The sequence below is a fragment of the Campylobacter concisus genome, from assembly GCF_003048835.2.
In the GTDB taxonomy this organism is placed as follows: Bacteria; Campylobacterota; Campylobacteria; order Campylobacterales; family Campylobacteraceae; genus Campylobacter_A; species Campylobacter_A concisus_D.
On sequence record NZ_CP060705.1, the window covers coordinates 1,770,269 to 1,791,889 of the forward strand.

The 21,621-nt window shown below is 40.1% G+C and carries 23 protein-coding genes; 13 read left to right on the forward strand and 10 right to left on the reverse strand.

Annotation, left to right across the window (positions count from 1 at the left end):
• The gene (locus CVT08_RS08895; protein ID WP_107855720.1) at positions 1-717 is read right to left on the reverse strand and encodes an MlaA family lipoprotein; all 717 of its coding nucleotides are present in this window, start codon (positions 715-717) and stop codon (positions 1-3) included.
• A 156-nt stretch (positions 718-873) separates the two neighbouring features.
• On the opposite strand from CVT08_RS08895, the gene CVT08_RS08900 reads away from it, so the two are divergent.
• The 8 genes from CVT08_RS08900 to CVT08_RS08935 are packed head-to-tail and all read left to right on the forward strand — an operon-like array spanning position 874 to position 6,898.
• Positions 874-1,656 (forward strand): TOBE domain-containing protein, encoded by a 783-nt coding sequence (locus CVT08_RS08900; RefSeq protein WP_107714340.1) that lies wholly within the window; start codon positions 874-876, stop codon positions 1,654-1,656.
• Positions 1,657-2,412, forward strand: coding sequence for a molybdate ABC transporter substrate-binding protein (gene modA / locus CVT08_RS08905; RefSeq protein WP_107855719.1), 756 nt, complete (start codon positions 1,657-1,659; stop codon positions 2,410-2,412). It abuts the gene before it with no gap.
• Positions 2,409-2,798 (forward strand): TOBE domain-containing protein, encoded by a 390-nt coding sequence (locus CVT08_RS08910; RefSeq protein ID WP_107855718.1) that lies wholly within the window; start codon positions 2,409-2,411, stop codon positions 2,796-2,798. The genes modA and CVT08_RS08910 overlap by 4 nt, the downstream gene beginning before the upstream one ends.
• A gap of 2 nt (positions 2,799-2,800) precedes the next feature.
• Complete coding sequence (locus tag CVT08_RS08915; RefSeq protein ID WP_107855717.1) at positions 2,801-3,658, forward strand: sulfate/molybdate ABC transporter ATP-binding protein; 858 nt, start codon at positions 2,801-2,803, stop codon at positions 3,656-3,658.
• A complete protein-coding gene (gene modB / locus CVT08_RS08920; protein WP_107855716.1) occupies positions 3,655-4,332 on the forward strand; it encodes a molybdate ABC transporter permease subunit in 678 nt (225 codons plus the stop codon). Before CVT08_RS08915 ends, modB begins: the two co-directional genes overlap by 4 nt.
• A gap of 36 nt (positions 4,333-4,368) precedes the next feature.
• Positions 4,369-4,866 (forward strand): redoxin family protein, encoded by a 498-nt coding sequence (locus CVT08_RS08925; protein WP_107855715.1) that lies wholly within the window; start codon positions 4,369-4,371, stop codon positions 4,864-4,866.
• Between the two features lie 9 nt (positions 4,867-4,875).
• Positions 4,876-6,432, forward strand: a complete 1,557-nt coding sequence (locus tag CVT08_RS08930) for a class I SAM-dependent methyltransferase (RefSeq protein WP_107855714.1) — start codon at positions 4,876-4,878, stop codon at positions 6,430-6,432.
• 1 nt (position 6,433) lies between these two features.
• Positions 6,434-6,898 carry a damage-inducible protein gene (locus CVT08_RS08935; protein ID WP_107855713.1) on the forward strand — a complete coding sequence of 155 codons (465 nt, stop codon included), beginning with the start codon at positions 6,434-6,436 and terminating at the stop codon, positions 6,896-6,898.
• A gap of 2 nt (positions 6,899-6,900) precedes the next feature.
• On the opposite strand, the gene CVT08_RS08940 is transcribed toward CVT08_RS08935, so the two are convergent.
• Genes CVT08_RS08940 through CVT08_RS08950 form a run of 3 tightly spaced genes read right to left on the reverse strand, consistent with a single transcriptional unit; the run spans position 6,901 to position 10,156 of the window.
• A complete protein-coding gene (locus CVT08_RS08940) occupies positions 6,901-7,716 on the reverse strand; it encodes a 3'(2'),5'-bisphosphate nucleotidase CysQ family protein (RefSeq protein ID WP_107855712.1) in 816 nt (271 codons plus the stop codon).
• Positions 7,713-8,990 (reverse strand): citrate synthase, encoded by a 1,278-nt coding sequence (locus tag CVT08_RS08945; protein WP_107855711.1) that lies wholly within the window; start codon positions 8,988-8,990, stop codon positions 7,713-7,715. Before CVT08_RS08945 ends, CVT08_RS08940 begins: the two co-directional genes overlap by 4 nt.
• Positions 8,991-8,992: 2 nt before the next feature.
• On the reverse strand, positions 8,993-10,156 hold the full coding sequence (locus tag CVT08_RS08950; RefSeq protein WP_107855710.1) for a cation:proton antiporter: 1,164 nt from the start codon (positions 10,154-10,156) through the stop codon (positions 8,993-8,995).
• A gap of 115 nt (positions 10,157-10,271) precedes the next feature.
• Here CVT08_RS08950 and CVT08_RS08955 point away from each other — a divergent pair, with 115 nt between their 5' ends.
• Together CVT08_RS08955 and CVT08_RS08960 are read left to right on the forward strand one after the other, a co-directional pair.
• The gene (locus tag CVT08_RS08955; RefSeq protein ID WP_107855709.1) at positions 10,272-10,754 is read left to right on the forward strand and encodes a hypothetical protein; all 483 of its coding nucleotides are present in this window, start codon (positions 10,272-10,274) and stop codon (positions 10,752-10,754) included.
• An 8-nt stretch (positions 10,755-10,762) separates the two neighbouring features.
• The gene (locus CVT08_RS08960) at positions 10,763-10,927 is read left to right on the forward strand and encodes a hypothetical protein (protein ID WP_159070999.1); all 165 of its coding nucleotides are present in this window, start codon (positions 10,763-10,765) and stop codon (positions 10,925-10,927) included.
• Between the two features lie 386 nt (positions 10,928-11,313).
• Here the strand turns inward: CVT08_RS08960 and crcB are convergent, their stop codons facing one another.
• From crcB to topA, 4 genes are all read right to left on the reverse strand, one after another.
• Positions 11,314-11,667 (reverse strand): fluoride efflux transporter CrcB, encoded by a 354-nt coding sequence (crcB, locus tag CVT08_RS08965; protein ID WP_107855708.1) that lies wholly within the window; start codon positions 11,665-11,667, stop codon positions 11,314-11,316.
• Positions 11,667-12,506, reverse strand: a complete 840-nt coding sequence (locus CVT08_RS08970; protein WP_107855707.1) for a biotin synthase — start codon at positions 12,504-12,506, stop codon at positions 11,667-11,669. The genes crcB and CVT08_RS08970 overlap by 1 nt, the downstream gene beginning before the upstream one ends.
• 568 nt (positions 12,507-13,074) lie before the next feature.
• Positions 13,075-13,824 carry a hypothetical protein gene (locus CVT08_RS08975; RefSeq protein ID WP_107855706.1) on the reverse strand — a complete coding sequence of 250 codons (750 nt, stop codon included), beginning with the start codon at positions 13,822-13,824 and terminating at the stop codon, positions 13,075-13,077.
• Between the two features lie 62 nt (positions 13,825-13,886).
• Positions 13,887-16,001, reverse strand: coding sequence for a type I DNA topoisomerase (topA, locus tag CVT08_RS08980; RefSeq protein WP_107855705.1), 2,115 nt, complete (start codon positions 15,999-16,001; stop codon positions 13,887-13,889).
• Positions 16,002-16,124: 123 nt separating this feature from the next.
• Here topA and CVT08_RS08985 point away from each other — a divergent pair, with 123 nt between their 5' ends.
• The 3 genes from CVT08_RS08985 to CVT08_RS08995 all read left to right on the forward strand — a co-directional run bounded on the left by CVT08_RS08985 (position 16,125) and on the right by CVT08_RS08995 (position 18,349).
• On the forward strand, positions 16,125-16,370 hold the full coding sequence (locus CVT08_RS08985; protein WP_103598651.1) for an AbrB/MazE/SpoVT family DNA-binding domain-containing protein: 246 nt from the start codon (positions 16,125-16,127) through the stop codon (positions 16,368-16,370).
• A complete protein-coding gene (locus tag CVT08_RS08990) occupies positions 16,370-16,681 on the forward strand; it encodes a type II toxin-antitoxin system PemK/MazF family toxin (protein ID WP_107855884.1) in 312 nt (103 codons plus the stop codon). Before CVT08_RS08985 ends, CVT08_RS08990 begins: the two co-directional genes overlap by 1 nt.
• Before the next feature lie 99 nt (positions 16,682-16,780).
• Positions 16,781-18,349 (forward strand): flagellin B, encoded by a 1,569-nt coding sequence (locus tag CVT08_RS08995; RefSeq protein ID WP_107855704.1) that lies wholly within the window; start codon positions 16,781-16,783, stop codon positions 18,347-18,349.
• Between the two features lie 242 nt (positions 18,350-18,591).
• Here the strand turns inward: CVT08_RS08995 and CVT08_RS09000 are convergent, their stop codons facing one another.
• Both CVT08_RS09000 and pseI read right to left on the reverse strand, forming a co-directional pair.
• A complete protein-coding gene (locus CVT08_RS09000) occupies positions 18,592-20,580 on the reverse strand; it encodes a motility associated factor glycosyltransferase family protein (RefSeq protein ID WP_107855703.1) in 1,989 nt (662 codons plus the stop codon).
• Between the two features lie 9 nt (positions 20,581-20,589).
• On the reverse strand, positions 20,590-21,618 hold the full coding sequence (gene pseI / locus CVT08_RS09005) for a pseudaminic acid synthase (protein WP_103598648.1): 1,029 nt from the start codon (positions 21,616-21,618) through the stop codon (positions 20,590-20,592).
• Positions 21,619-21,621 lie beyond the last annotated feature (3 nt).

Sequence of the window (21,621 nt, forward strand, 5' to 3'; positions counted from 1 at the left end):
TTACTCCTTGATAAGTTTATCGCGTCTTTGCTCGTAAGCATCGCGTAAAAATGGATATAGATCGATCGCGTCTTTGCGTAGTTTTTCATAAGCGGTTGGATCTTGTGAAAAGCTATTAAATGCTCTATAAGATTTGATACCAAGCGATAAAAGCCTAGGATCAACGTAGCTGATAGGATCGGCAAAATAGTCGCCAACTAGGCCTCCAGTATCTCTTAAATTTGATGGTCCGATAAGTGGCCAAACGATGTGAAAGCCGCTTCCAAGCCCCCAGTAACCAAGGGTTTGTCCAAAGTCCTCGTTGTGAGCCTTTAGATCATAGTATTTTGCCCCGTCTGTTAGCCCTGCAAAGCCAATTATCGTATTTGCTAAAAAGCGCAAAGTCTCTTCGCCAGCATTTTGAAATTTAAACTGAAGCAGGTTATTTACAAAGCGCACTGGAAAAAGGAGGTTGTCAAAGAAATTTGCAACCATCGTTCTAGCTGTGGCTGGCACGACATAAGCGTAGCCTTTTGCTACTGGAGTTAGCATATTTATGTAGATAAAGTCATTTACATTTGTCATCACTCTGTTGTAGCCACTAAGCGGGTCAAATACATCTTTTTTTGCTTCAAATTCAACATCAAAGTCATCATTTTCATTGCCGTTAGTCGCGTTTATGTCGGCGCTGGCACAGGCTAAAAGCAGGCTACAAAAGATAGCAAGCAAAAATTTCATCATAAAACCTTAAAATTTATTTATAAAATGTGGCTTAGATTTTATCCTCTTGAAACTTTACAAAAAGTTAAAGAAAATTTGTAGTTTTAAGCTTGAGTATTAATATAATTAGATATACTTTGTAAATTATTATTATATATTTAGAAGGTTAAAATTTTGAAAGCAGATATAAATTTAGAGCTATTTCTAGGCGAAGATACGCAGGTTTTAGCAAAGCATATAGCGCTACTTAAGGCGATAAAAGAGACAAAAAGTATCACAAAAGCAGCTGAGGTTGTCGGCATATCATACAAAAACGCTTGGGACTGCCTGGATACCATAAATAACAAAAGTAGCAAACCGCTAATCGTAAGGGCTGATGGCAACAAGAAAAATAGCGGCTCAGAGCTTAGCCCATATGCTAAAAAACTGATAAAAATTTACGACGCCATCCTTGAGACACAAAAGGACTTTTTGCAAAAAATTTGCCAAAAGGTTGATTTTGAAGATGTTGATATCATAAACCTTCAAAGGATGAGTATGAATTTAAGCGCCAGAAACCAGCTCTCATGCGAGATCGTTAGTATAAACAGAGGCGCTGTAAATTCTGAGATAGTTGCAAAACTAAGCAATGGCAACACGCTTGAAGCCACCATAACAGTTGAAAGCGAGAAAAATTTAGGCCTAAAAGTGGGTCAAAAGGTAGTTTTCATCTTTAAAGCGCCCTCTGTCATTCTCGCAAAAGATCTTGATCTAAAAATAAGCACTAAAAATCAGCTAAAAGGCGAGGTCATCGAGGCAAAAATAGGCGCTGTAAATGCTGAGATCACGCTAAAACTAAGCGACGAGCAGACACTCACTGCCATCATCACAAAAGATAGTGCGATGGATATGCAAATAGGCGCTGGCGACACGCTTATAGCCATAGTAAAATCATCTCAAATCATAATAGGAGTATAAATGAAAAAGGTTTTTAAATTTCTATGTGTGGCAGCACTGCTTGCCGTAAATGCACTTGGCGCAGAGGTAAATGTCTATGCCGCAGCAAACACGACCTATGCGTTTCCTGAGCTTATAAAAGAGTTTAACAAGCTTCATCCAGACGCTAAGATCAACCTAACTCTTGGCGCAAGCGGTGGCCTTGTCACGCAGATACAAAACTCGGCCCCAGCTGATATCTTTATGGCTGCTGATATGGGCTTTGCGCAAAAGGCCTACGACACAGGCTTTGCAGTGGCTGCGCCAAAAGTTTATGCACAAGGCGCTTTGGCGATCTTTTCTATAAGAGGTGTGGATTTTAAAAAGGGTATCGAAGTGGTTCGCGGCTTAAAAGCGATCTCGGTAGCAAACCCAGAAACAGCACCTTACGGCAAGGCTAGCATCGAGGCTCTTAAAAATGCAAAAATTTATGATGAGGTAGAGAAAAACATCGTCTATGCTCAAAAAATTTCTGAGACGCTATCTCAGGCACTAAGTGCTTCAGACGTTGGATTTATCGCTGCTAGCGCGCTTTTTAGCGAGAAAATGGCAAATTATAAAGAGGGCGTTAACTACATCTTCGTTCCACAAGAGCTCTACACACCGATCGATCAAGGCATCGTGCTTTTAAAACGTGCCGAAAATAACGCTGATGCGAAGGCATTTTACGACTTTGTCCTAGGCGATAAAGCAAGAGAAATTTTCAAGAAATTTGGCTACAACGTCCCGACTAAATGATAAGAGCAAAGATCGTTCAAATTTCATCCAAAGATGGCGTCAGTTTTTTTGAGCTTGAGTGCCTAAATTTAGGGACAAATTTATATATGCTAGCCTTAAATGAGGCTAGCAAATTTGCTCTAAATGATGAGGTGAGCTTAAATTTCAAAAGCTCAGACGTCGTTTTATCAAAGGTCAAGCTTCAAGCTAGCTCTCTTGAAAATGAGCTAAAATGCGAGGTTGCAGGCATAACTCGTGGCGAAATTTTAAGCATAGTTAGCCTAAAGTGCGAGCAGCTTTGCTTTGAGGCGATCATCTCAGATCACGCTCTAAAAGGGCTAAATTTAGTGATAGGTGAGCAGCTCTTTGCCTATGTTAAATCAACAAGTATCCACATAAGCGCTTAAAAATGATAGAAATTTCTTGTAAAAAAGAGCTAAATGGCGGTGGCGGTAAATTTATGCTTGAGGCTGAGCTTGCCTTTGAAAGTGGCGAGTTTGTCGCACTTTATGGAGCAAGTGGCGGAGGCAAGACTACGATACTACGGCTCATCGCTGGCTTTGAAGCCCCACAAAGTGGCGCGATAAAGGTCGGAGATAAGATATTTTTTGACAAAAAGACAAATTTAGCCCCGCAAAGGCGAAATATCGGCTTTTTGTTTCAAGACTACGCCCTTTTTGAAAATATGAACGTCTTTAAAAATTTGCTCTTTGCAAATAATGATGAAAATTTAGCAAATAAACTGCTTGAAATTTGCGAGCTAAAGAGCCTAAAAAACGCCAAGATAGGCGAACTTTCAGGTGGTCAAAAGCAGCGCGTGGCACTTGCTCGTGCGGTGATGAGAAAGCCTGAAATTTTACTGCTTGATGAGCCACTAAGTGCCCTAGATAACGCCATGCGTGAGAAGCTGCAAGACTATTTGCTAGCACTTCATGATGAGTTTAAGATGAGCGTTATCTTAGTAAGTCACGACATAGCTGAAATTTACAAGCTTTGCAGCAAGGTTTTTGTCCTTGAAAATGGCAAAATTTCAAGGTCTGGCAGTGCGAGTGAGATATTTTTAAAAAGTGCAGGATCGCAGAAATTTGCATTTAACGCTAAGGTTTTAGAGATCAAAAAGCGTGACGCCATTTTTGTGGCAAGCGTGCTGATAAACCGCCAAATTTGCGAGGTCGTGCTAAGTAGCGCAGAAGCTAGTGGGCTAAGAGCTGGCGACACGGTGGTGGTTAGCACAAAAGCCTTTGGCGTAAATTTGGTAAAAGCATGATAAGCGAGCTACTATCTATCGACTACGAGCCATTTTGGCTATCTCTAAAACTCTCTTTTATCACGACATTTATCCTATTTTTCTTCTGCGTAGCGCTGGCATACTTTATGTCGCAAAAGAAATTCTTTGGCAAGGCATTTTTAGAGTCCATCATCTCGCTGCCTTTGGTGTTGCCACCAAGCGTTCTTGGCTTTTATCTGCTCATTTTTCTCTCGCCATACTCGGCCTTTGGTAAATTTATCGAAGAACTCTTTGGCGTGAGGCTTGTTTTTAACTTTACTGGCCTTGTTGTGGCAAGCTGTATCTACTCGCTGCCATTTATGTTTGGGCCCATTTATGCTGGGCTAAATAGCCTAAAAAAGAGCCTTTTTGAGGCGAGCTACAGCCTTGGTAAAAGCAAACTAACGACCATTTTTAGAGTGATACTGCCAAGTATCAGGTCAAATTTACTAACTGCAATCGTCGTTAGTTTTGCTCATACGATGGGCGAATTTGGTGTGGTTTTGATGATAGGTGGCAGCGTGGCTGGCGAGAGCAAGGTCGCTAGTATCGCGATATTTGAGGCGGTTGAGATGCTTGACTATACCAAGGCTCACATCTATGCACTTTTGATGCTAATAATTAGCTTTTTTGTTCTTTTTATCGTCTATTTCTTAAATTCAAAAAAAGCTTAAAGATATATAATAGATAAAAATTTTAAAGGATGAAAGATGATAAAAGTGCCTACAAGCATCTATCTAAGGACTTTAGACGGTAAAGAATTTGACTTTTCTGCCTTTGCAAGGAGCCATGACTGCGTAGTTTTTATCTATCCAAAGATAGGTGAGGATTTTGAACTTTTAAGCGAACAGCTGCAAAAAACTGCGGGCATGAAAGGCTGCACGAAGCAAGCGATAAACTACAAAAAACTTCTTAAAGAATTTAACGATCTTGGCTTTATGGTAGTAGCTATTGGCTCCCAAGATATCGCGGCTCAAAAGAAATTTGAAGAAGAGACTGCAACTGGCGTGATGTTTTTAAATGATAGCGAGTTTATGCTAGAGCGCGCGCTTGAGCTTCCGGTATTTGCAGCTTCAAATGGGCATAAATTTTACTTTCGTCAAACGCTTATCATAAAAGGTGGCAATATAAGGCGCGCATATATCGTTGATGAGCCTGAAAATGACGCTAAAAATATGCTAGAAAAATTGCAAAATAAAGAGTACTAGGAGGGTAAAATGAGCCAAAATAGCAAGATCGAAAAATCTTATGATGAACTAACTTATAAATCAGCAGCATTTGCGCAAAGCTCGCCTTATAAACTAGAGGCTTGCGCTACGCTACTTGGTATCAATCCACCGCCTTGCAAAAATGCAAAAGTTTTGGAGATAGGGTGCAGTTTTGGTGGAAATTTAATCCCATTTGCCGTAAATAACGAGAACGCAAGAGTAGTTGGCATCGATCTTAGCGGCGAACAGATAAGGCGCGGAAAAGAGATCGTAAAAGAGATAGGACTGCAAAATTTAGAGCTAATTCACGGTGATATCTGTGAGTTTAAAAGTGATGAGAAATTTGACTATATCATCGCTCACGGCGTCTTTAGCTGGGTGCCTGACTTTGTAAAAGAGGCTATTTTAAGGGTCGTAAGAGAAAATTTAAGCCAAAACGGCGTGGCATTTATATCTTACAACACTTATCCAGGCTGGAAAGTAAAAGATATATTACGTGATCTTATGCTACTTGCCGCAAAAGATAAAGATAGCACTGAAGAGAGGCTAAAGGCTGCTAAAGAGGCACTTTTGGTTTATAAAGAGGTCTTGCTAAAAAGAGATAATGAAGAATTTGAAAAATTTATGCCTATTAAGTCACTTATCACTTGGATAGATGATATTCTTAGCAAAGATGATTTTTATGTAGTGCATGAGTTTTTGGAGGATATAAATGATCCATTTTACTTTAAAGATTTCTGCGAAAAAATAGATAAATTTGATTTAGATTACCTTTGTGATATTGATATGAAAGATGTATTTGTGCCTGATTTTGGAAATGCTCTTGTGGATGACTTTAAAAATGTGCATTTTGCAGATCGTATACAAAGTGAGCAGTTTTTGGATATTTTAAATATGAAGCTTTTTAGGCAAAGTCTAATCGTTAATAAAAATGCTTTTGAGGTCATTAAGGCAAAACAGATAGGACCAAGTGATATAAATAAACTTCACGTTGTGGGGGATTTTATAAAAAGAGATGACGGATGGTATGATAGATTTCATATCATGCCACAAGATATATCTTGGCTTTGTGAGGTTTTTAACAAGATGTTTCCAGCGAGCATAAACCTCTCTCAAATTTTAGAAATTTTACCAGAAGATAAGCTTACAGTTTATAACGCTTTTGTAAGGCTTATAACTAACTCAGCAAGCGCAATGATAGTAAAAGATGAGCTAAAAGATATAGAGTATAGGCCAGGGCATTCAAGGCTAAATCCAAATTTGATAAATTATGTTAAGTATTTTTTAAAACATAAAGAAGAGACAAATATTGGTTTTGCAAATAGATTTTGTGTATCTGAAAGATTAAATTTGGTTGATTACTATATATTTTTACTATTAGATGGTAAAAATAATTTAGAAGACATTGCGTCTAAGGCTTTAAAATTTATAAAAGAAAATGACGTAAAAATATTTGAAGCAAGCGGCGAAGAGATAAAGAGAAGCAAGGTTGCATCGAATATATTAAACTATGTGGCAGGCACTATAAGAATAGCTAGCATGCTCTATTTGCTTGAGGAAATTTAAAATGAAAAGAACTTTATCTCTTATATTTTGTATATTTCTAGCAGGTTGTGCTAGCAAGCCAAGCGTGAAAAATCTAAATCTTAAAAGCAGCCTAAACTATGGTGGCGAAGAGCTTGCAAAGATACTTGAGCAAGATGATGCAGTGGCCTTTAGCAGCAACTTGCGTGAGGGCGTTTTCATCTACATAAGTAGTGCTAAAGTCGCAAACTATCTTGGCGTAGTAAGGGCTGAGAGACACGCTAAAATTAGCGTAAAAGAGCTAGGCAAAAACGATCTTTTGATAAAAAGCATAAATGATCTAACGCAAAGCTTTGATGCTAGTTTAGAGCGAGCTAGAGAGCTAAAATGTGGCACTTTAGTAATCAGGCTAAAAGATAAATTTCAAGATTTAGAAGCAGCAAATAAATTTTTAGAGCAAAACGAGAGCGCATTTTTAAAGATGAGTGGCGAGATAAGGTGCAAGTAGCCTTATCTACCCTGCTCTTTAAATTTACTTATAAGATTAAAAACTTCATCCTCTAAGCCTAAAGCATTTTTGGCAAAAGCTACGTAAAATGGGCTTTTTAGATCCGTTAGCTTGTAGCTTGGCTCGCATCTGTCGCTAGCGTTTAAGACCTTGCCACCGCTAAATTTCACTACCGCCTCGCCTGCAGCGTTGTCCCAAAGATAGCTAGGGCTAAATCTCACATATATTCCACCAAGCTCAGCTAAACGGCAAAATTTAATGGCAGATCCGATGCATTTTTGCTCTAAATTTAAACTATCTCTTATAAGCGTGGCCCTCTTCATCTCGCCTCTTCTGCTTGAAAAGATAAAGTTATTTAAGTTTTTAGTTTTTTCATTTAGATCGTGTCTTGCTACGACCTCATCATTAGCGCCTAAAATTTCTTTAAAAGCGCCGTTTTCATCAGCGTAAAAAAGCTCTTTGCTAACCGGGATAAAAATGACACCAAGCACCGGCCTAGCCTCTTTTATAAGCGCTATGCAAACGCAAAATTCGCCGTTTCTAGCTAGAAATTCTTTCGTGCCATCAAGGGGATCAACTAGCCAAAACTCATCTTTATCGCTATCTTGCAAGATGCTCTCTTCAGAGCAAATTTTTATCCCGCTTTTACTTAGCTCTTTTAGTATCACCTCATTTGCCGCTAGATCAGCGCTAGTTAGCGGCGAGCTATCATCTTTTAGGCAGACTTTGAGCGCCTTGCCATTAGATGAGTAAATTTTCATTATCTCACTCCCAGCGCTTATGGCCGCCTTGATGGCTAAGTTTAAAAGCTCGCTCATTTTGGTGTTCTGTTTGCCTCTCCGACGTAGAGCTGTCTTGGGCGGACGATCTTTATAGTGTCTTGCTCTTTTAGCTCGATCCACTGGCTGATCCAGCCTGGCGTCCTGCCGATGACGAAGATAACGGCAAACATATTATTTGGTATGCCAAGCGCCTTTAGGATGAGCCCTGAGTGAAAATCAACATTTGGATACAAATTTCTACTTACAAAGTAGTTGTCATTTAGCGCGATCTCTTCGATGCGGTTGGCGATCTTTATAAGCTCTGAGCTAATGCCGATCTCATCCATGAGCTGATCTCTCATCTTTTTAAGCACCTTTGCGCGCGGGTCAAAGTTTTTATAGACCCTGTGACCAAAGCCCATTAGTCTAAATGGATCGTTCTTATCCTTTGCTCTAGCGATGTATTTATCGACGTTTGCGACCGAGCCGATCTCTTCAAGCTGACGGATAACGCCCTCGTTTGCCCCACCATGAGCCCAGCCCCAAAGCGCGCCGATACCTGCGCTTATACATGCGTATGGGTGCGCGTGCGTAGAGCCAACAGTCCTAACAGTAGTCGTTGAGGCATTTTGCTCGTGGTCAGCGTGTAGCATAAAGACTGTATCAAGCGCCTTGATCTCGATAGGCTTAAGATCGACGTGCTCGTATGGGTAGCCCCTCATCATGTAGAGGAAATTTTCAGTAAAGCCACGATCTAAATTTGGATATATAATAGGAAGACCGCGTGAGTAGCGGTAGCTAAAGGCCGCTATCGTTGGGATCTTGGCGATGATACGCATAGCCATCTCGTGATACTCTTCAGGCTTGTCCATATTTAGGTGGTCTGAGTAAAAGGCACTTAGCGCTGAGACTGCTGCCTGCAAGATCGCCATAGGGTGCGCCTTGTCTGGAAATGCATCAAAGAGCTTCATCATGCCCTCGTGTATGAAGCTCCTTTTTTTGAGCTCATCTTTAAAGCTTGCGTATTGCTCATTAGTTGGTAGCTCTTTGTTTAAAAGCAGGTAGGCAACGTCTAAAAATGTCTTATTTTCAGCCAAATATGCGATGTCATAGCCCCTATACATGAGCTCGCCCTTTAGGCCGTCGATGTAGGTTATGGCTGAGCGGCACATCGCAGTTGAGGTGTAGCCCCTGTCAAAGGTAAACATCCCAGTGTCGCTAAAGAAGGTCGATATGTCGATAACATCTGGTCCCATAGTGCCTTTTAGGATAGGAAATTCATAGCTCTTGCCAGTTCGGTTGTCGATTAGTGTGGCTGTGTTTGATGACATTTTTACTCCTTGCTTTTTGATTGCATTAAAATTTTGATGATTATAGCTCCTATTATAGCTTGTGCGAGGCTTGCTAGGATGAAAGATGAGTAAGAATAGTCACTTATCTCGCCTGATTTGTGTGCGATAGTAGCAACTGCGATCAAAAGAGTGAGCGGCATAGACTGCGAAACTGAAAACAAAAATATCCCTCTAAAGCCAAGCTTGCCCAAAAAGAGCAAACTAGATACAACTCTCGTGCCAAGCATCGCTAAAAATATAAAAATAGCATCCTTTATCACTTCGCTAGATCCTAGGCTTGAAAGCTTGAAAGTCGAGCCTATGTGGATGAAAAATATCGGCACTAAAAAGCCAAATCCAAAGCTTGAAAGCTTGTGTGGCAAGTCCTTTTTGTGATCAAAAAATGTCGTGATAAACATACCTGCGATAAACGCACCAAAGGCGACTTCTAAATTTAGATATAGCATCAAGGCTATCATCGTGAAAAATACCGCGATACAAAGCCTGATGTCCTTCTCGTCCTTGTCGTAGTGTGGCATAAGCACCACTTTAAGTCCCGGATACCACCAAAAAAGCACGTCCAAAATTTTAAAACTAAGCACGCTGATAGCCAAAAACAGGATCAAATAGCCAATCGTTAGCCACAAATTTATGCTCGCTCCAAACTGCAAGTAAGCAGCGGTAAATGTTAGAAGCGTGATGCTTAAAAGCTCGCCGATAGTTGCTATTAGCATGCTTAAATTTAGCCACTCTTGCTGCTTGCCATATTCCTTAAATAGTGTAAATACCATACCAACGGCCATTATCGGGATGATGATGATGTAAAGCAGGCTAAGCTCAAGTCCTAGCGTCAGGGCCGTGGCTAGAGCGTAGATGAGCGCAAGGTAGATGAGCCCAAGGCGCAAAATTTTACGGTCGATGTTTATGAGCATCCTAAGATCGATCTCCATGCCAGCTAGAAACATCAAAAAGAAAAAGCCAACTTCGCTGATGAGCTTAAACATCTCGTTGTTGCTAACGACTCCGATGTAGCCGGCAACCGCTCCAAGTAGTATCTCAGCAGGAGCAACTGGTATGCGTAAAATTTTAGAAATATAAGGCGAAGCAAAGACGATAAATGCCAAAACGACAAGGATGCTAAGCTCGCTTGCTTGATGTAACTGCAAAAAGATCCTTAAAATAAAAATGCCTGATTGTATAAAAAGCTTTGTTATTTTTTGATTAAGCTAAGCGAAATTTGGGCAAAATGGTGGCTATTTTAGAAATTTGGAGTGAAATTTTATGCGTAAATTTAGCCTTTTTATTTTGCTGCTTTTTGGTGTCTTTTCTTTGGCAGATGAGCTAAGCTTGGTTGAGAGTTTTAGGTTTGATGGGAGCACATTTTATAAAAAGCAAGTGGTTAAAAACGAGAGCTTTTACTTTTTAAAAAATGAAAATATGGACGAGCACTTTGCCTCGTTTAAGGTAAAGTTTGACAAAGATGTCAAGACAAAAAGCGAGCTAGAAGAGCTAAAAAAGGCTCTTAAGCAAGATAAAAACGTGCTTTTTAGCGAAGAAAATGATCAAATTTTAGCTCTTATAAAAGATGAAACTAAGAGCAAAAATATAGAAATAATCCATTTTTTGCTTAAAAAAGATGGAGTTTTGATGCTTTCGTATGAGAGAATTTACGATCCAAAAACCTTGGCAGATGCGCTCAAACCAGTGCTTTTAAGCGAAGCTAGAAATTTTATGCTGCAGATGCCAAAGATAGAAGCTAGGTAGAGAGATGCATGTGGCGAAGCTTCGCACTGCATGGGGTTTTGTTAAATTTCTTGCAAATTTTAAAATTTATGAGCGAGCATATCACGGCTCTAAATTTAGTGCTAAACGAAGTGCGGCCTAAATTTAGTAGTCTGCTAAGGCGAGTGAGTAAAATTTTAAAATTTGAAGAATAGCTTTGTTAAATTGGATAGGTGTCAAGTAAATTTTAAAATTTCATGAACGAGTAATTTCGGCTCTAAAATTTGAGCTAAGCTGAAAGCGAAGTCAAATTTTAGTAGTCAATTCTTGCGAGTGAGTGAGATTTTAAAATTTGAAAAATAGCTTTATTAAATTTGTAAATTTCTTTTTATTCAAATTATTCAAAAGGGAGACAAGGGGACTTGAATTACGAAGCCGTCCCCTTATCCCCCTTTTTAAATCCCTCGTCTGCTTGCAGTTGCAAGATGAAGTCGAAGTAAAAATCCCTCGCATGTTCAAGGGGCATGCAATCGTGCTAAAAGCACTGCATGCGGTTATAAACTCTAGTGAATTTTAATTTTGCAAACAGTTTTACTTAAATTCATAAATTTTTACCAAGCAAAATGCCAAAATAGCTTGCGATCAGGCAAAGGCTTAAATTTAAAATTATATTTAAAAAGCCTTTTATGAGTTCGCCTTCTAGTAAAAATTTAACGCTATCAAGGCTAAAGCTTGAAAACGTGGTAAAGCCACCAAGTATGCCAACGACTAAGAAAACCCTCACGCTTTGGCTTAAATTTAGGCAAAATAAAACGCCGATAATGAAGCTGCCAAGCACGTTTACGCCAAGTGTGGCTAGCGGAAAGTGGCTAAATTTTAGCAGCTCGCCAGCTAAAAACCTGCACCCAGCTCCAATAAAGCCCCCAAGCCCTGCACAAAGTAAATTTACTAGCATTAGTGGCAGATACTTGCGAAGCTAAAACCGCGCTTTGTAAGCTCCTCGATGTCCTTGCTCGCCTTCTCGCCCTTTGCGGTGAGGTAGTCGCCTATCACGATCGCATCGGCGCCATTTTCGAAGATCTCGTACTGCCTCTCGCCCAATATCTTCTCCCTGCCACCAGCTATCATGACCCTAGTTTCTGGTAGCGCGCTTTTGGTCTCACGCACGATTTTTAGGGCTTCATCCGCACTAAGAGGTGGCTGATCAAGCCTTAGAGCGTCGCTTTTTATGAAAAAATTTATAGGCGATGAAAACGGCTCAAGCTCTTTTAGGCTCGCTCTAAAGCTCACCCTGTCGGCCTCGCTCTCGCCAACGCCGTAAATTCCGCCAGTGCAAAGCATGAGCCCAGCCCTTTTTGCGTCTAAATTTGTCTGATATCTCTCGTCCCAAGAGTGCGTTGTGCAGATTTTGGGGAAATATTCGCGGCTAGTTTCTAGGTTGTGGTTGTAACTAAAAACGCCAGCATTTTTGAGCTCACAAAGCTGCTCGTAAGTCGCCATGCCGTTACATGCGATGAGCATCAAATTTGGCACTTCTTTATGCACTGCTCTTGCTAAAGATGCGATGTAGTCGGTCTTTTTGTCATTTAGCCTGGCGCCACTTGTGACTAAACAAAAGCCAAGAGCGTGGTTTTTATAAGCCATTTTGGCCTCATCCACCACCTGCTGCACGCTTTTTTCTTTAAATTTCGTGATATCAGCGCCAGCTTTTGCACTTTGCGTGCAATAAGTGCAGTCTTCGCCGCAGTTTCCCTGCATGACGGAGCATATCGCACAAAGCATGATTGTTTTCATTTTTGATCCTTTTTTTGGGGCGTATTATAGCTTTGGTAGGTTTAAAATTTAAGTAGAGCGGCTTGTTATTTTGCAAAAACTCACGCAAATTTTAAAATTTCATGAACGAGTAATTTCGGCTCTAAAATTTGAGCTAAGCGATAAGCGAAGCCAAATTTTAGTAGTCAATTCTTGCGAGTGAATGGAATTTTAAAATTTGTAAGAATAGTTTGATTGAATTTGTAAATTCTTTTTATTCAAAAGGGAGATAAGGGGACTCGAGTTACGTTCTGCTTGCAGTTGCGAACCTGAGAAGCAAAGCCGTCCCCTTATCCCCCTTTTTAAATCCCCTGTCTGCTTGCAGTTACGAGACGAAGTCGAAGTAAAACCCCCTCGCACGTTAGAAGTGCATGCGATAGCGCTTTGCGTCGCATGCGTTTTATCATCATGCAAGTGTCAAGCAAATTTTAAAATTTACGAGCGAGCATATCACGCTTCCAAATTCAGTGGCAAGTGATAACGAGGCCTGAATTTGGTAAGTTGCTAAGGCGAGTGAGTAAAGTTTTAAAATTTGCTCTTAGAAATAAAACTATGTAAAAAATTTAAATTTTACAGGATCATCTTTTCTTATAAATTTACGCTCTCTCTCTTTTAAAAGCCCTGTTTTTAAATTTGGCAAAGCACTAAGCTCATCAAAAAGTCCAAAAAGTGCATGTTGTGGCGGCAAGCTAAGGTGAGTGAGGGATTTTAGAGATAAGATGGGCGAGTAGTCCTTGCTCTTTATCCTAGCCACCAAGATCACAAGGCTCGTAAGTCCTGGCATCTGGTGTAAAAACTCTAGGCTTTCTATGTGGATAAATTTTGGCGAAAGTCCGTCACCACTGATCTCTAAGCTCTTTAAATTTTGCAAATTTGAAAATACAGAGTAGTCACTTATCTTTTGAAAATTCTCCACAGCTAGGCTTTCAAGCGCGACAAGTTTAGCGATCGGTGCTATGCTTTTTACACTAGCACCAGAGCCTACAAAAAGGCTCTTTAGACTAGAAAGATCAGCCAGCGCGTCAAGGCTCTCATACGAGCCCCATTTTATGTGAAGGCTCTTTAAATTTCTTTGGCAGCACACCGCGTCAAAGAGCTCCTGAGGCATTTTGGTGCAAAAGTTAAGCTCGTCAAACGCCTCTTGCTCGCTTCTTAAAAAGTCGCACCACTCATCAAGCACGGCTCTTTTTTGCTTGGCGGTTTTATACTGTGGCGTGAAGCTGTCGCCTAGCTGCGTGCAGTTTATCACAAGGCTCTTTTGCCCTTTATACTGGCTAACTTCTACGATAGTTTCAGGCATTTAAAGTCCAAATTTATAAAAGCCAAATTTAGGCTCAAAAGCTTAAATTTGGCTAGAAGTTTTTAGTTTTCAGAAACTAACGTCTTTTTCTTGCACTTTGTGCACTCTATAAAAGTGCCTTTTTTAAGCTCTTTTTTGATCATATCGCCGCCGCACTCGTCGCATTTTTGCGCGACTGGCTCGTAGTTTGAGATGAAGTCGCATTTTGGATAGTTGGCACATCCATAAAATTTACCGCGCCTGCTAAATCTCTCTACGATCTCGCCACCGCATTTTGGACATGGCACGTCAAGCTTTTTAAGCTCACGTTTTGGCTTAGTTGCCACAGTAGTGCCTGCATCTGCGCTCTTTTCATTATCTTTTGCGACATTTCTTGAGTATTTGCATTTTGGGAAATTTGAACAAGCGATAAACTCGCCATATCTGCCCTTTCTAAGCACTAGCTCGCTTCCACACTCTGGGCACTTCTCGCCGATAGGAGTTGCTGTTTTTAGGCTTTTTATGCCAGTTTTTCCAGCGCTGATTTTTTCCATAAATGGATAGTAAAAGTCGCTTAGCACCTTTTGCCAGTCAGCCTTGTCAAGTGCGATCTCATCGAGCTTTTCTTCAAGATGTGAGGTAAATTCGCTATCGACGATGTTGCTAAAGTGTTCCTCTAAAACGCCTATCATGCTAAATGCGATCTCGTTTGGTATGAGCTGCTTTTTCTCGATCCTCACGTAGTCTCTTGATGTTAGTAGCGAGATGGTCGGTGCGTAGGTGCTTGGGCGGCCAATCCCTAGGCTTTCTAGCTTTTTAACAAGGCCAGCCTCTGAGTACCTAGCTGGTGGCTCGGTGAAGTTTTGCGTGCTTTTTATGCTTTGCAAACTCATCTCGTCGCCCTTTTTTAAATTTGGCAAAATTTTATCCTTATCAAGCTCGCCATAAACCTTGTAAAAGCCGTCAAATAGCACCTTTCTGCCACTTATCTTAAACTCGCCTTTTTCGCTTGCGACATAGACGTTTTGCGTTTGGCTCACACATGCGCTCATTTGGCAGGCTAAAAATCTATTGTAGATGAGCGTGTATAGTTTGAGTGCATCTTTTTCTAGAAATTTAGCTGCGATTTGCGGTGTGAAGTTTAAATTTGTAGGGCGGATCGCTTCGTGGGCTTCTTGCGCACCTTTTGAGCTTGTCGTGTAGCTTATCGCTTTGGCTGGCAGATACTCTTTGCCGTAGTTTTGAAGGATGTGCTCTCTAGCGGCTGCGACGGCCTCTTTGGCTAAATTTAGGCTGTCCGTTCTCATGTAAGTGATCGCACCCATGAAGCCCTCGTTTGTTTGCACGCCCTCATAGAGGCTTTGCGCGATCATCATCGTTTTTTTAGGGCTAAAGCCAAGGCGGTTGCTCGCACTTTGCTGAAGTGTTGAAGTCATAAATGGCGGGCTTGGCTGGATCTTTCTATCCTTGCTCTCGATCTCACGGACGCTAAATTTCTCATTTTGTAAATTTTCAATGATATATTTTGCGCGGTCTGGATTTTGGATGGTTAGCTTTTCGATCTTTTGGTTTTCAAATTTAACTAGCTCAGCGTCTAGGTCTTTTTTAAAAACGGTGTCTATAGTGTAGTATTCAACCGGCTTAAATGCCTGAATTTCACGCTCGCGATCAACTATTATCTTTAGCGCCGCACTTTGCACCCTGCCAGCGCTTAAGCCTTTTTGTATCTTTAAATTTAAAAGCGGACTTAGCTTGTAGCCAACGATGCGGTCGAGCAAACGCCTTGTTTGCTGGGCATTGACGCTGTTCATATCGACGTGTCTTGGGCTTTTTAGAGCGTTTTGTATGGCGCTTTTTGTGATCTCGTGAAAGACGATGCGAGGCAGGCTGGTTGGCTCTTTGCCGATAGCGTTTGCGATGTGAAATGCGATCGCCTCACCCTCTCTATCCTCATCGGTCGCAAGGTAAATTTCATCTGCACCCTTAGCAAGCTCTTTTATCTCTTTTACGATGGCGGAGTGATCACTGCTGATGCGATACTCTGGGGTAAATTTATCATCCTCTATCTTGATGCCAAAGCTCGTTTTTGGCAGGTCTCTGATGTGGCCTTTTGAGGCGATGACGTTGTAGCTTTTGTCTAAGAAATTCTTGATAGTCTTTGCTTTTGCAGGAGATTCCACGATGATTAAGCTTTTCATTTATATATAGCCTTTGAATTTTTTGGCGTAATTGTAGCAGAAATAAAATCGATTGAAACCATAAAATCTCTTTAAGTACTTTTAAATGTAATTATAATATGATTACACAAAAGGAGCAAACGCATGATAATAAATTTAATCCAAATAGGAAATTCTCAAGGCATAAGGCTTCCAAAGGCTGTTATAGAGCAGTTTGGATTTAAAAAAATTTCTCTTGAAATTTTAAAAGATGGCATTTTTTTAAGACCAGTAAAACAAAGCGATATAGACGAGTGGGATACTTTAGAGCTTAGAAAACTAGCACAAAGTGAAAAAATAGATAGTGGGTTTGAAGCTACCAACATAAGCGATAAAGAGTGGCAGTGGTGATGAGCAGATATGAAATTTGGTTTATAAGCCTTGATCCAACGATAGGAGCCGAGATACAAAAAACTAGACCTTGCGTCATCATTTCACCACCCCAGCTTGACTATCTACAAACTAGGCTCATTGCACCCATTACCAGCAAAGGCTTTGATGCGCCTTATAGGGTAAATTTTGAGTTGCTTGATAAAGAAGCAAAAATACTTTGCGATCAGATAAGATGTGTAAGTGTTGATAGATTTGTTTCAAAAGTTGGCGAGTTAGAGGGCAAACAGGTCGAAGAGTTAAAGGAAATTTTACATCAAATGTTTTTATGATATAAATTTTTTACTTCATCTATAAACTTTTTTCAAAATCAAGCGATATAGTTTTCGTGCGGCACGAAGTCGTAACATAAAAAATTAAAAGGATTTACAATGAGTTTTCGTATTAACACAAACGTAAACGCACTTAACACACACGCTAACGCAGTTAGCAACAACACTGACCTATCTAAGTCACTTGGTAAACTTAGCTCAGGTCTTCGTATCCAAACAGCTGCAGATGACGCTTCAGGTCTATCTATCGCAGATAGCTTAAGAAGCCAAGCTTCAGCTCTAGGTCAAGCTATTGCAAATGGTAATGATGCTATTGGTATCATTCAAGTTGCCGACAAAGCTATGGACGAGCAGTTAAAAGTTCTTGACACTATCAAAGCTAAAGCTACTCAATCAGCTCAAGACGGCCAAACAACTCAATCACGCCAAGCATTGCAAGCTGATATCGTTCGTCTAATGGAGGAGCTTGACAATATCGGTAACACTACTTCATTTAACGGTCAGCAACTACTAAACGGAACATTCTCTAATAAAGAATTCCAAATAGGTGCTTATTCAAACCAAACTGTTAAAGCAAGTATTGGTGCGACTACATCTGACAAGATCGGTCTTACACGTTTTGAGAGTTCAAAACTACTTACAGTTGGTGCAGCTGGTGCAGTTAGTATCACTTTCCTTAACGTAGATGGTGTAAATAACGTAAAAGCTCAAGCTGCTACTCTCTCGTTTGGTCTTGGTAAAGGTGTAGGTGCTCTAGCAGAGAACATCAACAAAGTTGCAAAAGAAACTGGCGTTCGTGCTACTTATGATGTTACTTGGGTAGGAAACAAAGCTATCGCTGCTGGCGAGATGAAAGATTTAGAGATAAATGGCGTTAAAATAGGCGACATTAGCGTTAAAGCAAATGACGAAAATGGCGCACTTATAAACGCTATCAATGCTGTTAAAGACCAAACTGGCGTAACAGCTTCACTTGACAAAGGCAAGCTAGTGCTTACATCAGTAGATGGTCGCGCTATACAAGCTAAATCAAAAGCAGATGCAGCTAATGTTGCAAACAACATGTCTGCTGTTTTTGGTTATGCTGGAGAAGGTAAAAATGCGACATCATTGGGAACAGCACTATCTACTATGTTTATCGGAAGATTAAACCTAGTAAAACTTGATGGACGTGACATTAAGATGGATACTGGCAACATCGGCAGTAAATTATCAGTGGCTTTTAGTGCTACTAAAACTGGTAGTAACGGTGGCGCTCAAGCATCTGTTTCTTTGCGTGAGATCAAAGGTCAGATAGATAAAACTCTAGCTGCTGCTATGGGCTTTACTAGGATGAACAATAGTGGTGCTATGACATCAAATCAAGCTGCTGGTGTTATGACACTTCGCGGTGCGATGGCCGTTATGAGTATCGCTGAGTCAGCTCAAAAAACACTTGATCAAATTCGTTCAGACCTTGGTTCAGTTCAAAACCAACTTCAAGCTACAGTTAATAACATCACTGTAACTCAAGTTAACGTAAAATCAGCAGAGTCTCAAATCAGAGACGTAGATTTTGCTAGCGAGTCTGCTAACTTCTCAAAACATAACATCCTAGCTCAATCAGGTGCTTATGCTATGAGTCAAGCAAACAGCGTTCAACAAAACGTAATGAAGCTACTACAGTAGTAGGAGCTGAGTGAAGTTTTAAATAGGGCTTTGTAGCAGTAGCAAAGCCTTAATGTGTTAATGCTTTTACAATACGCAAACCCCCAAGCCTCAAAGCCTAGCTTTGGGGCTTTTTAAATTTATAAGCAATAAAATCAATATGTAAAATAGTGTTTTGAATAAAAGCCTTCAAAGATAGAAACTTCAAAGGCATTTTATAAAATTATTTGAGATTTGGTTTGTCTATGTTTGAAAAGCTTGGCTTATATAAGTCCAAGCTTTTTAACTTCCTTAAGTAAATTTTTACTAGCTTTCTTTGTAGTTTTTATCTCAGCATCTAAACCGCCCGCTAGAGAAAATATCCAATACTTATGCATCTCAACCCACTCTGCTAGTTTATTTACCTTTTGCATAACTTCGTCACTAGATTCAACTGAAATTTTAGCAAGCTCAAGCTCTTGGTAATATACAGAGATCGACAAGATGTATTCGATATATCGTCTATATTGTTGTCTTCCTACGAAATTTTTGATCTTATCTATCTTTTTAGTTATAGATAATAGTTTCTTGAAATGCTTCTCGCCAAGTTCTCCTTTATCTCTTATCTCTATCATTTTGTCTATATCTGGAGTGATTTCTAAAAAGACCTCTTCAAGCTTTTGTTTTATCTCTTCTTCAAATTTGATCTTAGTTTGTATAAATTTATAGGCTTGCAAAAGCTCTTTTTTTACGGTCTTTTCACTAGGCAAGCTAATGTGAGGTAAATTTTTTATCTCTTTGCCGCGAGTAAGCTCCTCCATAACTTGAATAAAAGGCTTTTCTATGGTGCCTTTTATCATAGCTCCACCTTCTGTGCAGTTGTAGTTTTTTATACCTTTTTTATTTGTTGATTCAATGTCTGATTCATATTGGTTTTTAAATTTATCCCAAACATAAGTAGTTCTAACCTCGCCTACTCCGCCGTAAGCTGTAGTGTATAAATTTTCATCCGCTTGCGCAAAAGCATGACCTGTTGCGTGGCTTTTGCCATCTGGTGCAAAGGCTAGGTCTTGACCTATCAAGACTATATTTTTATGATCTAGAGTATAGGCTAGTTGATAGGCTTGATTTGCCGTGCTAAGTCCGATGCCAAGATAACCATGCTTGTTTAAACCCATACCGCGTTCAGCCTGTGGTCGAAACGTAAGCACTAGGCGTCTTGGCAAGATATTTTTTACACTTTGAGGATGCGTTAGCGATGCTACGATAAAGTATGCATCCTTATCTAAATTTCCATTTCTCTTTTTAAAAAAGCTTGATGTCTCTATAACCCTTTCTATAGATGTAACATAGTCTGGTTTGATGCCATGCTTTGCAAGTATCGGCAAAGAAGCATCTAGGCTGATAACAGTAACATAAGGGGCAAATTTCTTAAGTGTGTCAAGCTGTTTGTCCAAGCTTGGTCCAGTAGCTACTATCACAGCCGTATCCATAAGGCCTTTTCTTTTTTTTATGAGGTCTTGATAGACATAGCCCTTTATCAGCTGAGGCAGGTTTTCGGTGTTGTTTCTAACACCTTGAAGTAGGTCATCTACGCTATTTCCATGTGACGTAACAACCTGCGAAATAGCTCTTACAAAAAATTGATTAATTCTATTGTAGTCATCTGCAAATTTATCATAAAAAGGCGTGTGGATGTGAAAGTTATATGTCTTAGCATAGACTGAGTAAACCTGACCTATCATGAGCTGATAAATTTGCGAATAGGTTGTAAGCTCTGAATAAAATATGATAAGCCTTTCACTAAGTAGCTCTTTTGATAGATCGACTAAATTTAACGTGATGTAAAGTATCTCAAGGTCTGGTTCGACGACTATTATATGCTGATGAGTTTGGTTATAAAGCAAAGCTTTGTAAAATACTCCGTTGCCAAGTCCATAAAAAAACATCACTGGATAGCGCTTACACTCGGCACCAAGCCCTTCAAGCATATTTTGTATATCAGAAGCTGGCTTTTCATAGACATAAGATAGAGTTTTTTTGTCTATTATGTTTATATCGATCGGATCTTTGCCGATAAATACTTCATAGTTTTTTTGCTCGCCCAAAGAAAAGAGCCTAGTAGCTAAGATCTCGTCTTGAGAAAATAGCGCATTTAGGTTATTTCTAAAAACAGCATTTTCTATTTTATTGACAGTTTGGGCGTATTCTTTTGCTCTCTCTTCACTTTTTTCTTGTGGCGCAACGACACCATCATGAAATTTAATAGCCATTTTTCCTCCTTATAGATCCTCTTTTGTTAATCTCTCGCTAAATTTTATATCTCTTTTTGCTTTTTTGCCGATCAGCTCTTTTAAAAATTTAGGATGTAGGCCATATCCTGGGCGCACGCTCCTTACATTTTGCTCGCTAAAAATTTCACCTTTTTTTATATCTGCACTTGCATAAAGTGAGCGAGAAAATCTCCTGTTTAAAACCGCTTTTTCATCTAGCTCGTAGTTTACCCTACCCAAAAGCTCCTCAGCCTCTCTAACGCACTTTGTCATAAGAGCAAATTCGCTCTCATCAAGGCTAAATGCGCTATCAACGCTTTTTACGCTTTTATCAAGTATAAAATGTTTTTCAACTATCCTAGCGCCCAAACTAACCGCCACAACTGGAGCTGTCACGCCTAGAGTGTGGTCTGAAAAGCCAACCTCAACGCCAAATTTCTCTCTCATATCTGCAATGGTTTGCAAATTCATACCATTTAGCGGCGCTGGATAGCTTGAGGTGCATTTTAAAAGGGCGATGTCGCTATTGCCTGCATTTTTGCAAATTTGCACCACCTCTCTTATCTCTTCTTCGTAGGCTATGCCAGTTGAGATGATGATAGGCTTACCTTTTTTGGCTACAAACTCTACAAAATCATAATCCGTCACCTCAAAGCTTGCGATCTTGTAAGCTGGCGGGTTAAACTGCTCTAAAAAATTCGCATCGTCCTTGCAAAACGGGCTTGAAAAGCAGACAAGTCCCTCTTCTTTTGCCACTTTAAAAAGCTCAGCATGCCACTCTTTTGGCGTTAGCGCCTCTTGATAAAGCTCGTATAAATTTCTCCCATCCCAAAGTCCGCCCTTTATGACAAAATCATCTAGGTGCGAATTTAGAGTCAAACTATCAGGCGTATATGTCTGAAGCTTTATCGCGTCAGCTCCAGCGCGCTTGGCCGCCTTTATCGTATCTACCGCCGTTTTTAGGCTACCGCTGTGGTTGGCTGAGAGCTCTGCTATTATAAAGACCTTTTTGTCTGTATCAAAATTTCCTATTTTCATCCT